The organism is Nonomuraea bangladeshensis (assembly GCF_039529455.1).
GTDB classification, from domain to species: domain Bacteria; phylum Actinomycetota; class Actinomycetes; order Streptosporangiales; family Streptosporangiaceae; genus Nonomuraea; species Nonomuraea bangladeshensis.
Genome location: NZ_BAAAMV010000024.1, coordinates 53,106 through 65,486, shown reverse-complemented (window position 1 = coordinate 65,486; position 12,381 = coordinate 53,106). Strand labels below are relative to the sequence as shown.

General features: G+C 68.8%; 13 protein-coding genes. 6 read left to right on the top strand and 7 right to left on the bottom strand.

What is annotated here, in order from left to right:
* Positions 1–286: 286 nt before the first annotated feature.
* The 4 genes from ABD292_RS47460 to ABD292_RS47445 form a co-directional block, all read right to left on the bottom strand.
* Complete coding sequence (locus tag ABD292_RS47460) at positions 287–607, bottom strand: hypothetical protein (protein ID WP_344219826.1); 321 nt, start codon at positions 605–607, stop codon at positions 287–289.
* Positions 608–638: 31 nt separating this feature from the next.
* A complete protein-coding gene (locus tag ABD292_RS47455; protein WP_344219824.1) occupies positions 639–845 on the bottom strand; it encodes a hypothetical protein in 207 nt (68 codons plus the stop codon).
* 63 nt (positions 846–908) lie between these two features.
* On the bottom strand, positions 909–1,118 hold the full coding sequence (locus ABD292_RS47450; protein WP_344219822.1) for a hypothetical protein: 210 nt from the start codon (positions 1,116–1,118) through the stop codon (positions 909–911).
* Positions 1,119–1,176: 58 nt separating this feature from the next.
* Positions 1,177–1,653: an ATP-binding protein gene (locus tag ABD292_RS47445; protein ID WP_344219819.1), complete on the bottom strand. Its 477-nt coding sequence runs from the start codon at positions 1,651–1,653 to the stop codon at positions 1,177–1,179.
* A 259-nt stretch (positions 1,654–1,912) separates the two neighbouring features.
* Between ABD292_RS47445 and ABD292_RS47440 the strand changes: the two genes are divergently transcribed.
* Complete coding sequence (locus ABD292_RS47440; RefSeq protein ID WP_344219817.1) at positions 1,913–2,743, top strand: helix-turn-helix domain-containing protein; 831 nt, start codon at positions 1,913–1,915, stop codon at positions 2,741–2,743.
* A complete protein-coding gene (locus ABD292_RS47435; RefSeq protein WP_033411412.1) occupies positions 2,731–2,946 on the top strand; it encodes a DUF397 domain-containing protein in 216 nt (71 codons plus the stop codon). The genes ABD292_RS47440 and ABD292_RS47435 overlap by 13 nt, the downstream gene beginning before the upstream one ends.
* Before the next feature lie 277 nt (positions 2,947–3,223).
* On the opposite strand, the gene ABD292_RS47430 is transcribed toward ABD292_RS47435, so the two are convergent.
* Together ABD292_RS47430 and ABD292_RS47425 are read right to left on the bottom strand one after the other, a co-directional pair.
* Positions 3,224–4,426 (bottom strand): cytochrome P450, encoded by a 1,203-nt coding sequence (locus ABD292_RS47430; protein WP_026215209.1) that lies wholly within the window; start codon positions 4,424–4,426, stop codon positions 3,224–3,226.
* Between the two features lie 31 nt (positions 4,427–4,457).
* Positions 4,458–5,285, bottom strand: coding sequence for a TetR/AcrR family transcriptional regulator (locus ABD292_RS47425; RefSeq protein ID WP_020547430.1), 828 nt, complete (start codon positions 5,283–5,285; stop codon positions 4,458–4,460).
* 152 nt (positions 5,286–5,437) lie between these two features.
* On the opposite strand from ABD292_RS47425, the gene ABD292_RS47420 reads away from it, so the two are divergent.
* From ABD292_RS47420 to ABD292_RS47405, 4 genes are read left to right on the top strand one after another with little or no spacing between them, the layout of a single operon-like run.
* The gene (locus ABD292_RS47420) at positions 5,438–5,896 is read left to right on the top strand and encodes a (2Fe-2S)-binding protein (protein ID WP_344219917.1); all 459 of its coding nucleotides are present in this window, start codon (positions 5,438–5,440) and stop codon (positions 5,894–5,896) included.
* Positions 5,893–6,882, top strand: coding sequence for an FAD binding domain-containing protein (locus ABD292_RS47415; protein ID WP_020547428.1), 990 nt, complete (start codon positions 5,893–5,895; stop codon positions 6,880–6,882). Before ABD292_RS47420 ends, ABD292_RS47415 begins: the two co-directional genes overlap by 4 nt.
* Positions 6,879–9,149 carry a xanthine dehydrogenase family protein molybdopterin-binding subunit gene (locus ABD292_RS47410; RefSeq protein WP_344219813.1) on the top strand — a complete coding sequence of 757 codons (2,271 nt, stop codon included), beginning with the start codon at positions 6,879–6,881 and terminating at the stop codon, positions 9,147–9,149. The genes ABD292_RS47415 and ABD292_RS47410 overlap by 4 nt, the downstream gene beginning before the upstream one ends.
* Positions 9,146–9,844 (top strand): TetR/AcrR family transcriptional regulator, encoded by a 699-nt coding sequence (locus ABD292_RS47405; protein ID WP_344219811.1) that lies wholly within the window; start codon positions 9,146–9,148, stop codon positions 9,842–9,844. Before ABD292_RS47410 ends, ABD292_RS47405 begins: the two co-directional genes overlap by 4 nt.
* Here the strand turns inward: ABD292_RS47405 and ABD292_RS47400 are convergent.
* A partial coding sequence (locus ABD292_RS47400) for an alpha-amylase family glycosyl hydrolase (protein ID WP_344219809.1) occupies positions 9,837–12,381 on the bottom strand: 2,545 nt, incomplete at its 5' end. The genes ABD292_RS47405 and ABD292_RS47400 overlap by 8 nt on opposite strands.

The following is a 12,381-nucleotide window of genomic DNA, read 5'->3' as shown; positions in this document are numbered from 1 at the left end:
AGGCGTTCGCGGTCACCGCTATCTCGGGAGCGCACCGGCCCGCCTGGGCCCGGTCCGGCATGCTCGCGAGAAGTCGGGGGTACCCTCACCCGGCTTCTCGGACGTGGCCGGGTAAGGGCGCTGTCAGCCACAGGGATCCGCCCGCTCAGCTGCTGTGGCTGACAGGGCTCGGGACCGTCCGGCGCCGGCCGGTCGGGTCGGGGGTGCGTGCCCTGACGCCGTACGGCGGCGGCGAAGGACGCCTCCCGGGCTCGCGCCCCGGGTGGGCCACGCGCCCTGGGGCGGTCTAGGCCTGTGGGGTCAGGCGGGCGGCCGGTACGGCCGGGGTCAGCACGTGGCCGATCCGTTCGACAGCGGCGGCCATGTCATCGACACCGGTGATCTGTTCGGCCCAGGACCACCACAAGCTCCACTCGCCATCGAGCGGCGCGGCGGTGACCATCTCACACAGCGAGGCGCAGTCAGGGTTGATGACCCGTAGGCGCGGCATCAGCCTCGCAGGGGTAAGGAGGCGGGCGTGCAGGCCTCGTTCCTTCAGCAAGACTCGTAGCGCGGCGAGGTAGGTGGCGGCCTGCTCGGCCACGTCGGCGGGGACGGGTTCGGGCATGACGATCTCCCACGAGGATGGGCTGGAACGGTCAGGATTCGGGGGGCTGGTTGCGGCTGGTCGAACGCCGAGCGAGGTAGACCTTCCGCGCGATCACTGCGACGAGGCCGAAGAGGATGGCGCCGAGTACCGCCTGGGACACCGGCCGCGTCAGGCTGGCGGGAGCCAAAAGAGCGAAGGCAACGAACCCGCCGGTCAGGAGCAGTGCCAGCGCGGAGAGCATCTTGTCACGGGACATGGGAGAGCCTTCCTGTACGAGAGATGGGAAGAAGCGTGAGGTGGGGATCGTGGGCCGAGGCGATCACCGGCTGAACAGGGAGCGGTCGTTGCTCTGTCGGCGGCGGGCCCACCACTGGTGCCCGAGCACGGCGGCGACGAAGACGCTCGGTCCCAGCACGAGCACGGCCACGATGACCGGGAGTGGCACGCTTTCGGGGGAGGCGGTGATCCAGCCGACGAAACCGGCGGTGACGAGCAGCGGTAAGAGCACGATCAGGTGATGGCGTCGCACAAAAGCTCTTCCCTTCTCTGATGTCAGCCAGAACTCCAGGGCGAGGCTCGTCCGCCGGTTAGATCGGGGCGTGGAAGAGTTCCTCTAGCTGCGCCGGGGTAGGCTCCCGGTCGAGGTGGCACCACACGCAGCGGTGTCCACCACTGGGCAGTCGGTGGCTTCCCCACCGGCCGCGCGACAGGTTGTCCACGATCGCCAGCCCACGCCCGTGCTCGGAATGCAGATTCGGCCCCTGCATCGGGATGCGGGCCGGTGCCGAACAGCGTGAACCGGGATCGGTCACCACCAGCCGCAGGATGGACTCGTCCTGAGACAACTTGAGCGTGATCTGCCCAGGGGGGCCGTCAGCAGTGGTGGCGTCGGCGTACTTCACGGCGTTGGTGACCAGCTCCGAGGTCACCAACATTGCGATCTCGAAGGCGGCATGTTCGGTTCCCAACCATGCGCGCACCGTCTGCCGTGCCAGGTATGGTGCTTGATCGCTGCACGGCAGCTGGGTGACACCGAGTTTCTCAAAGTGGATGATGGGAGTCATGGGATAGATCACCGGATTTGCCTCGCTACTTCCCGATCACCGGCTGCTTCTTTTGGTGAAGAATGCGCGCAATGATTAACACGTCTGCTAGCCGTTTTGTGTGGTTGGACGGCGTGGTCCAAGCTGGCCTGAGGAGACCATCTCAGAAAACACCTGCGTGATGGTCGCAATGCAAAGCACTTCCCAGACACGAACCAGGTGTGCTGCTACACACGACTGTGCGTTTCTCGTGTGTTCTCGGGAAGGAAAGTTCTCTACCTTGGATAACAGCGAGCCGGAAGCCGAACTGAAGGCGCCGAGGGTTGAATTTGGTACCCATCTTCGTGATTACCGCATAGCGGCAGGGAAGCGGCAAAAGGAACTCGCTGCAAGGCTCGGCTGGTCGGTATCGAAGATCAGCATGGTCGAGCGTGGAGAGCGCCCAGCGCATGAAGACTTCGTCCGCGCCGCCGACTCTGCACTTGGAGCAGATGGCGGGCTGCTAGCCCGTTGGCGCGAGACCGTCGAATACGCCACCCGATGGCCCATCTGGCTGGCTCAACTGGCGGAGATCGAACAGCAGGCAGACACCCTGCAAACCTGGCAGCCACTGATCGTTCCTGGCCTGCTCCAGACTCCGGAGTATGCACGAGCCATCTTCAGCGGCAGACCCGCCATCACCCCTGACGAGGTCGAACACAATGTCGCCGCACGCTTGGAACGCCAGCGTGTACTTCAGCGTGACAGGGGGCCTACCCTTTGGGCGATACTGGATGAAGGAGTCCTGACCCGACCGACCGGCAGTGAGGCGGTGATGGCCGAGCAGATGGCTCACTTGGCCGCCCTGGATGAGCACCCCCGCATCAACATCCGCGTGCTCCCGCACAACTCCTGGCTGACCACCGGCTTGCAAGGAGCTTTCATTCTCGCTGGCGGGCCAGGGATGCCAGATATGGTCTACCTCGAGTCCATCATCACAGGCCAGATCACGGCCGACAGCGAACGCGTCCGCGAGGTCAGGCTGAAGTACGAGATGCTGCACAACGAAGCCCTGCCCCGTCGAGCTTCGCTGCAGCTCATAAGGGAGATGGCAGAGAAATGGACGAACTGACCGAAGAACTTCTCAAGAACGCTGCATGGCGGAAGGCCACCCGCTCTGGCGATAGCGGTGACTGCTTGGAAGTGGCGCCCCTGCCTGACGGCCGGGTGGGCTTGCGCGACACGGAGCGCCTCGATCTCGCTCCGTATGTGGTCTCACCGTCGGTCTGGGCAGCGTTCGTCGATGGTGCGAAGAAGGGTGAGTTCGACTTCTAGTACATGCCGTCACGGGAGACGGCCGGAGGCTCTTCGGTACTAGCCGAAGACCCTCCGGCCTTCCACGCGATCGTGGCCATCTTGCGGGCGGCCTGCCGCCGACGACGACCGTGTGATCCGCATCCCCTCCACCTGACACGGCACGTGCCACCGCCGACGTCGTCCCTGGACGCGGCCTCGCCGATACGCCGTCCCGCCGATCATCACGTCTTCTCTTAACGCCTGCTCACAGCCCGTTGATTCAGACGCGAAAAGAGTTCCTCCCGCGCCTGCCTCGTCACCAGGTGAGCATCAGTGACTTCAGGCCGAAGATGGCGTTGAAGGTGCGGTACTCGATCTCCTCGAACGGGTCGGCCAGGGCGAGGCGGGGGAAGCGCCGGAACAGGGCGGGGAAGGCGATGCGCATCTCCGCGCGGGCCAGCGGCGCGCCCAGGCAGTGGTGCACGCCGTGGCCGAAGGCGAGGTGGCCGAGGTCTCCCCGGGTGATGTCGAGGCGGTCGGGGTCGTCGATGAAGGCGCGGTCGCGGTTGGCGGCAGGCAGGGAGGCGGTCACGAGTGAGCCCGCGGGGATGGTCTGTCCGGCGATCTCCACGTCGGTCGTGGTGATGCGGGGCGGCATCGTGTGCAGGATGGACAGCCAGCGCAGCAGCTCCTCCACGGCCGGTTCGATCCGGGCGGGATCGTCGCGGACCATGGCGAGCTGGTCGGGGTGGCGTAGCAGGGCCAGGACGCCCAGGCCGAGCATGTTGGCGGTGGTCTCGTGCCCGGCGATCAGCAGCAGCCCCGAGATGCCGACGAGCTCGTCGGTGCTGAGGTCGTCGCCGTGCTCGCGGACCAGCATGCCCAACATGTCCTCGCCGGGTCGCGCCTGCGCCTCGGCGACCAGGCCGGCCATGTACGCGCGATTCTCCTGCGATGCCGCGAGCCGCTCCTCCATCGGTGACGACATGTCCAGCATGCGGGCCGAGCGGGCCTGGAACTCGCCGCGGTCGGAGTAGGGCACGCCCAGCAGTTCGCAGATCACCAGGGACGGCACCGGCAGCGCGAAGTGCGCGACCAGGTCGGCGGGCTTTCCCGCGTGCTCCAGGTCGTCCAGGGCGGCTTCGACGATCTCGGTGATACGTGGTTCGAGCCGGCGCATTCTGCGCATGGTGAACTCGGCGGTGAGCATCTTGCGTAGCCGCGTGTGCTCCGGCGGGTCGAACCCGATCAGGTTGCCGGCCCGCAGCCGGGCCTGCTCCTCCTGGCTGATCTCGCTGCCGGCGCGCAGGGTGAACGGGGCGGGCCTGTTGCTGCTGAACCGGATCGGGTCCGACAGCATCTGGCGGACGTCGTCGAAGCGGCACAGCAGGTAGGCGGGCACGCCGAACGGTGTCATCGTCTGCACGACGCCTTCGCTGTCGCGGATCCGGGTCAGCTCCTCGACGGGGTCGAACCCGTCGCGTCGCATCTGGATCGGCAGTTGTGGAGCTTCGGTCATGGTCTGCTCCTTGCGAGGTGGTGGGTGGGGCCTACGTATGCTCGATCCCGGCTGCGGGGGTGGCGACGGCGCGTAGGAACGCCTCGGAGAAGACCGCGCAGGTCTCCTCCACGCTGGGCAGGTCGAAGCCGGGGACCTGGTCGATGGCAGGGCGCAGCACGAAGTGCATCACGGCCGGGGCGATCAGTTGCTGGATGAGCAGCGGCAGCGGTAACGGGCGGATGCGTCCGGCGGCCATTTCGCTGGCCAGCCATCCGCCGAGGCCGAGGCCGGTGAGCTTGCGGGGGGTGAAGTGCTCCAGCAGGCGGCGCAGGGCGGGCTCGCCCGGGCGGGCCAGCGCTTCGGCGAGCATGGCCGGCATCACCCTGGGCTCGCGGGTGAGCGCTTCGGCCAGCAGCAGGTAGATCCGGTTCACGGTCTCGCTCAGGTCGGCGGGCGTGCCGGTGATCACGTCGTCGATGTTGAGGAGCGGCATGTGGCGTTCGAAGATGGCCCGCAGCAGCTCGTCCCGGCCGCCGAAGGTGACGTACAGGCTGGGCAGCGAGCAGCGGGCGGCGGTGGCGACCGCGTCGAGGGTGAGCGCGGCCAGGCCGTGCTCGCCGATCAGGCGGGCACCCGCCTCGATCGCGCGTTCGCGCACCGGGCGCTGCCCGCCGGGGTCCACCCCGGCGGCGCGCACCGCCGCGTCCAGGGCCTGGCGGGAGCCGCCGACGCGGCGCAGCAGAGTGCTGCGGGAGACGCCGGCCTCCTGGGCGATCGCCAGGACGGGCACGTCGGCCACGTCCTTTCCCAGCCGTTCGGCGGCCCGCAGGGCGGCCTCCACGACGTCGACGGGAACGCGGCCCTCGGTGTCCGGCATCCGCGCCTCCTCTGGACCTCTATAACCTCAACATGACACACTGATAATCATAACATCAAGTGAAGTATCATAGCTTGGTGAAGGTCGCGAAGGACTGAGCAAGGACCGCGATTGACAAGGATCGGCAGGAGAAGCGCGTGGCCGAGATACGGATGAAGGTGAACGGCTCCGTCGCCTCACTCGAGGTGGAGCCGTGGGTCAGCCTGCTGGACGCGCTGCGCGAGCGGCTCGGCGTGACAGGGCCGAAGAAGGGCTGCGCCCAGGGCGCCTGCGGCGCGTGCACGGTGCTGGCCGACGGCGTGCGGATCAACTCCTGCCTGGCGCTGGCCATCCAGTACGACGGCCGCGAGATCACCACGATCGAGGGGGTGGCGCATCCGCTGAAGGAGGCGTTCATCCGCCATGACGGCTTCCAGTGCGGCTACTGCACCTCGGGCCAGATCTGCTCGGCGATCGGCATGCTGGCCGAGCACGCCGCGGGGATGCCCAGCGCCGTGGCCGACTCCGGCGCCTTGAGCGAGGCCGAGGTCAGGGAGCGGATGAGCGGCAACCTGTGCCGCTGCGGCGCCTACAACGGCATCGTGGACGCGATCATGGAGGTCTCGGGATGAGACCGTTCGCCTACATCAAGGCCGCCGACGTCGAGTCGGCGGTCCAGGCCGCCGCCGAGCCCGGCACGAAGTTCCTCGGCGGCGGCACCAACCTGGTCGACCTGATGCGCGAGGGCGTCGAGCGGCCCGACACCCTCGTGGACGTCACCGGCCTGCCCTACGACACGGTGGAGGAGCTGCCCGGCGGCGGGCTGCGGATCGGCGCGCTGGTGCGCAACAGCACCCTCGCCGCCGACCGGCGGGTGCGCACCCGCTACCCGGTGCTGTCGCAGGCGCTGCTGTCGGGAGCCTCCGGCCAGCTGCGGAACATGGCCACCGTGGGCGGCAACCTGCTGCAACGCACCTGCTGCCCCTACTTCTACGACACCGCCTCGGCCTGCAACAAGCGCGAGCCCGGCAGCGGCTGCGACGCGCTGGAGGGGTTCAACCGCGGCTGCGCGATCCTGGGCGTGAGCGAGCACTGCATCGCCACCCACCCGTCCGACATGTGCGTGGCGCTGGCCGCGCTGGACGCCGTGGTGGAGGTGCGCGGCGTGGGCGGCACGCGGCGCGTCCCGCTGGCGGACCTGCACCGGCTGCCCGGCGACACCCCGCAGGTCGAGACCACGCTGGAAGCCGGCGACCTGATCACGGCGGTCGAACTGCCGCCCGTTCCCGCCGCGGCCCGCTCCCGCTACCGCAAGGTTCGCGACCGCGCCTCCTACGCCTTCGCCCTGGTCTCGGTGGCGGCGGCGCTGGAAGTGCGCGACGGCACGGTTACGGACGTCCGGCTGGCGCTGGGCGGCGTCGCCCCCAAACCCTGGCGGGCCCGCGAGGCGGAGCGGATCCTGCTCGGCGGCCTCGCCGACGAGGCGGCCTTCCGGCGGGCGGCCGAGGCCGAGCTGGCCGCTGCTGCCGTACGGCAGGGAAACGCGTTCAAGACCACCCTGGCCGTCTCCACCATCGTGGCCACGCTGCGCGAGCTGAACGAGGAGGCAGCTCGATGAGCATCAAGTACGCCGAGACAGAGCCCGCGACCGGTACATCCAAGTACGTCGGCCAGGGTGTCGACCGGCGCGACGGCCCGGCCAAGACGACCGGCCAGGCCCGCTTCGCCGCCGAGTTCCCCTACCCGGACCTGGCCTACGCGGCGCTCGTGCACGCCACGATCGCGCGCGGCCGCATCATCGCCCTCGACACGGCGGCGGCACGGGCGGTGCGCGGCGTGATCGACGTGCTCACCCACGAGAACGCCCCGGCCATGAAGCCTGCGCCCAAGATGAGCTTCCTCGACCTCAGCTCGATCGCCTCGGGCACGTCGGTCAACTACCTGGCCACCGATGAGGTGCACTGGAACGGCCAGCCGATCGCGGTCGTGGTCGCCGAGACGCCCGAGACGGCACGGTACGCGGCGTCGCTGGTGCGGCCGTCCTACCAGGAGCTGCCCGCCACGGTGGACTTCGCGGCCGGAGAGCCGAACGCCGTCCCGGAAAAGGGCATCCCGATCATGGAGAGCGGGGCCGACAAGGGAGACGCGCGCGCCGCGCTGGCCGCCGCGCCCGTCTCGGTGGACCTGCGCTTCAGCACGCCGCCGTACAACCACAACGCGATCGAGCCGCACGCCACGACCGCCGTGTGGGACGGCGACCACCTGACGCTGCACGAGGGCGCGCAGAACATCCCCTGGCTGCGCAAACACCTGGCGCAGCGGTTCGGGGTGCCGGAGACGTCGGTCCGGATCCTGTCCCCGCACGTCGGCGGCGCGTTCGGCGGCAAGTCGCGCGCCTGGGCCGGCACCCTGCTGGCCGCGCTGGCGGCACGGGCGACCGGCCGCGCGGTGCGGCTCGCGCTCACCCGAGCGGGCGTCTGCCACACCGTCGGCGGCCGCACCCCCAGCACCCAGCGGGTCGCGCTCGGCGCCGACGCCCAGGGACGTCTGACCGCGCTCATCCACACCAGCGTCTCCAGAACCGGCCGGATCGGCGGCATGCCCGAGCCGATCACCGCGGCCTCCCACCACCTGTACGCCGCCCCCAACATCCACCTGGCCCAGAACGTCGTCCAGCTCGACCTGCTGCCCAACACCTTCATGCGCGCCCCCGGCGAGTCCATCGGCACCTTCGCCGTGGAATCGGCCATGGACGAACTCGCCTGGCAACTGGGCATGGACCCGATCGAACTGCGCATGCGCAACGAGCCCGAGCGCGGCCCGGTGGGCGGCCAGCGGTTCACCCACCGCATGCTCAAGGAGGCGTACGCGCTGGGGGCCGAGCGGTTCGGCTGGCGCGAGCGCGACCCCCGGCCGGGCGTCATGCGCGACGGCCGCTGGCTGGTCGGCATGGGCGTGGCCACCGCCTTCCACCCCTCCATGCGCATGCCCGCGCAGGTCACCGTCCGGCTGGGCGCCGATGGCACGCTCGTGGTGCGCAGCGGCATGCACGAGATGGGCATGGGCACCGCGACCGTGCAGGCCCAGATCGCCGCCGACGAGATGGGCGTCCCGCTGGAGTCCGTCCATGTGGAGTACGGCGACTCCGACTTGCCGCCCGGCCCCGGTGCGATCGGCTCGGTGCAGACCGCCAGCGCGGCGGCGGGCGTGATCGACGCCTGCGCCAAGCTGAAGAAGTCCGCCCTCGCCCTGGCCCGCCGCGCGCCCGGCTCACCCCTGCGCGGCCACAAGCTGGAGGACTTGGTGGCCCGCGACGGCGGCCTCCACCACGCCGGCGGCGGCCAGACCTACGGCGAGATCCTGACCGCGGCCGGCCGCGACCACCTGGAAGCCGAGTCCAAGGCGGGCATGCTCGGCTTCGTCGCCCGCACCGTGCTCGAATGCCGCCGGAAGGTGCGGGCGGCCACCGGCGCGCAGTTCTGCGAGGTCCGGGTGGACCCCGACACCATGGAGGTACGCGTCTCGCGCTGGCTCGGCGTCTTCGACGTCGGCACCGTGATCAACGCCAAGACGGCGACCAGCCAGCTGCGCGGCGGCATCGTGATGGGCATCGGCATGGCCCTGTCGGAGCAGACCCTCGTCGACGGCCGCGACGGCCGGATCGTGAACCCGAGCCTGTCAGAGTACCACGTGCCCGTGCACGCCGACATCCCCCACATCGACGTGCACTACCTGAACGAGCCCGACCCCACCACACCGCTCGGCCTGCTCGGCATCGGCGAGGTCGGCATCACCGGCGTCGCCGCCGCCGTGGCCAACGCCGTACGGCACGCCACCGGCAAACGCGTCCTCGACCTGCCCATCACCCTCGACAAACTGCTGTGAATCGCGACAGCCCGGGGGCACATCCCCGGGCCGGACGCCGCCCCGGCAACCCCGGCACTCGGGAGGCGATCCTCGCCGCCGCCCGCCATCTGTTCGCCGACAAGGGTTACGACAGCGCCTCCATCCGTGCCGTCGCCACCCGCGCCGAGGTCGACCCGGCGCTGGTTCACCACTATTTCGGCACCAAGGACAAGCTCTTCCTGGCCTGCGTCAGCGCCCCGTTCGACCCGGCGGACCTGATGCCGAAGGTCCTGGCGGCACCCCGCGCCGAGCTCGGCGACGCCTTGGTGCGGGCCGTCCTGGACATCTGGGACTCTCCCGCCGGCAGCGCCGCCGCAGCGTTGCTGGGCTCCAGCTTGAACAACGAGTGGATCGCACGGCTCCTGCGCGAGTTCCTCACCACTCAGGTCCTGCGGCCGGTGATCGAGCACCTCGGCATCGACGAACAGGAGGCCCCCGCTCGGGCCGCCCTGGCCGCCACCCAGCTCATCGGCCTGGCCGTGATCCGTCACGTCCTCAAGCTCGAACCCGTCGCCTCCGCCCCGCCCGACCACCTGGTGGCCGCCACCGGCCCCACCGTGCAGCGCTACCTGACCGAAGACCTGCCCGCCGCACAGCTGAACGGGCCGGGACCGACGAAAGCGGGGAGCGCACTACCGCGCGCTCCCCGTTCCATCTCTCAAGGAACTACTTGAGGTACGGCCCGTCCGCTCCGACCTTGCCCGGAGCCGGGCTGCCGGCCTGGTCGAGCACATAGGCGCGGACGTTGCCCTTGCCGCTGGCGGCGATCGACAGGGTCTGGTCGGTGACGGTCTTGACGTCCCCGGTGACCGCGTCGACGTACTTCCCGTTGGGGATGCCGGTGAACGTGGCGCCGGAGGAGACGGTGACCAGGACGAAGCTGTCGGTGGATCCGCTGGTGTAGCGGCGCTTGTAGGCCATCTGCCCGGTCACGCCTTCGGTCGAGTACTGCCCCATCTGCAGGGCCGGGATCGACCGGCGGATCTGGTTGAGCCGCTGCAGGTGCTTGACCAGCGGCTGGCTCAAGGTGGTCGCGACGGGTCCCGACGCGCTGGAGACCACCCCGAAGTCACTCGCGTTGACGGAGCCCTCGATCTTGTCGCCGTAGTAGGCGCGGCCCGTCGTGGCGAGCGGGCAGGTGGGCCCGCAGTCGATCTGCTTGCCCTTCTGGAACTCGATCTCCGATCCGTAGTAGAGCGTGGGGATGCCGCGGAAGGTCCACATCAGGCTCATGTTCTCGGCCCAGGCGTCGGTGCCGCCGGCGTAGCGGTTGGACGACTTGTTGGGTCCGTAGTCGTGGGAGTCGACGTAGACGGTGTTGTAGGTGGCGTCGTTGGTGCTGTCGTCGGAGTCCTTGCCGTTGTTGAAGGCGTTCTGCGCGTCGGAGAAGTTCATGTGCATGCGCATGTCGATGATGTTCATGCCGGAGAACTTCGAGTGGTCCGGCGCGTGGTAATCGTTGCCGTTCAGGCGGGCGTTGGTGCTGGTGGGCTGGTTGCCCGTACCGAGCTGCTCCTCGTAGTTGTACTGCTCGATCGCGGCCTTCTCGTCGTCGGCGCTGTACTCCTTGCGCTCCTTCCAGGTGTAGAACTGCGCGGAGTGGTTGACAGAACCGCGGTTCCACTTGTCGTTGACGAAGGCGGCCACCTCGCCGAACACGTAGAAGTTCTTGGCCTTCTCCTCGCCGAACTTCTCCTTCACCCGGTCATAGATCGCCGGCAGGAAGCGGCGGTTCCAGGTGACGCGGGGGATGTGAATGGCGGTGTCGATGCGGAAACCGTCGACGCCCATGTCGATGTACCGGTTGTAGGCGTCGATGAGGTACTTCTGCACTTCGGCGTTCTCGGTGTTGAAGTCGGCCAGGTCATCGTGCAGCCAGCAACTGCGCGAGTCCTCGCCCTCCCAGTTGCCGATCCAGCACTGGTGGTAGTACTTCGCCGGGAACATGCCCGAGGTCGGGCTCGGCCACTGGCAGTTGTAGATGGTGTAGCCCTCGGGGCTGAACCACTGCGTCGGGGTCCCCCAGTTCTTGCAGGTGTTGCCCGCGGGCTCCTCGGTCGACCACAGGTCGCCGTTGTACGGCCGTCCCTTGGCCATCTCGTTCTGGGCGGCCGTCATGTCGGGGTCGTCGCCCTGGTGCTCGACCATCGGGTCGTACTCCTGGCCCGGAACCTTCTTGCTGTACAGCCACTTCCACTGCTCGTCACGGATGCCGTAGACGGGCGGGACGAACAGGCCCTTGGCGCCCCAACGGGAGCTGTGGTTGTAGACCACGTCCTGGTAGATCTTCAGGCCCTTGGCGTGCGCCTTGTTGATCAGGTCCTGGTAGGTGTTCCCGGGCGTCTCCAGCCGCGTGTCCACCCGGTAGAAGTCCCAGCCGTGGTAGCCGTGGTAGTCGTAGTCGGAGCGGTTCAGCACGACCGGGGTGATCCAGATCGCGGAGAAGCCGAGGGCCTTGATGTAGTCGAGCTTGTCGACGAGGCCCTTGAAGTCGCCGCGGAACATCGGGTCGTTGTTCGTCGCGTTACCGGACCTGATGTTCTGGCTTCCGCCCCTGTCGTTCGAGGTGTCGCCGTCATAGAACCGTGCCGTCATGACGAAGTAGATGGAGTCCTTGCGAGGATCGCCGCCGAGCGGAGTCCCCGGGGACGCCGGCGGCGGCCCGTCGCCCGTCTTCACCGAGACGGCACCGGTGTACGCGGACTTGTTGCCCGCGGCGTCCAGTGCTCGCACCTTGTACGTGTAGGACGTCTGGGGGTCCAGCCCGGAGTCCTTGTACGTCGTGCCGGACGTGGATCGGACGACCGGCGTCTCGTCGCCCTTGGCCCGGCTGATCTCGTAGCCGGTGACGCCCACCTTGTCGGTCGACGCCGTCCAGGTCAGCGTGACGTTCGTGCCCGACGCGGTCGCCGCCAGGCCCGTGGGCACGGTCGGCGGAGTCGTGTCCGGCGGCGGCTCGGCCCCACAGGGATCCGACGCCCCCGCGCTCACGACGCCGTTCTTCACGGTGGTGGTGCCGGTGCCGAGGGTGTAGTTGTTGCCGTGGTTGTTGTCCCAGGTTCCGCTGTTGTTGTTGAACGTCACCTGGAAGGTGGTTGCGGTGGCGAGGTCGACGGTCTTCTTTTTCCAGCCGGTGCAGGCGGTGTCCATGGCGATGCCGGGGACGGTGGTCCAGGTGCCGCCGATGCCGTAGTGGATGTTGGCGGTGCTC

Excerpts from the sequence above, each read along its gene's own strand:
- ABD292_RS47415 (WP_020547428.1), top strand. The coding sequence starts at position 5,893 with ATGAGACCGTTCGCCTACATCAAGGCCGCCGACGTCGAGTCGGCGGTC.
- ABD292_RS47425 (WP_020547430.1), bottom strand. The coding sequence starts at position 5,285 with ATGCCGGACACCGAGGGCCGCGTTCCCGTCGACGTCGTGGAGGCCGCC.
- ABD292_RS47420 (WP_344219917.1), top strand. The coding sequence starts at position 5,438 with ATGAAGGTGAACGGCTCCGTCGCCTCACTCGAGGTGGAGCCGTGGGTC.
- ABD292_RS47435 (WP_033411412.1), top strand. The coding sequence starts at position 2,731 with ATGGACGAACTGACCGAAGAACTTCTCAAGAACGCTGCATGGCGGAAG.
- ABD292_RS47445 (WP_344219819.1), bottom strand. The coding sequence starts at position 1,653 with ATGACTCCCATCATCCACTTTGAGAAACTCGGTGTCACCCAGCTGCCG.
- ABD292_RS47460 (WP_344219826.1), bottom strand. The coding sequence starts at position 607 with ATGCCCGAACCCGTCCCCGCCGACGTGGCCGAGCAGGCCGCCACCTAC.
- ABD292_RS47455 (WP_344219824.1), bottom strand. The coding sequence starts at position 845 with ATGTCCCGTGACAAGATGCTCTCCGCGCTGGCACTGCTCCTGACCGGC.
- ABD292_RS47410 (WP_344219813.1), top strand. The coding sequence starts at position 6,879 with ATGAGCATCAAGTACGCCGAGACAGAGCCCGCGACCGGTACATCCAAG.
- ABD292_RS47430 (WP_026215209.1), bottom strand. The coding sequence starts at position 4,426 with ATGACCGAAGCTCCACAACTGCCGATCCAGATGCGACGCGACGGGTTC.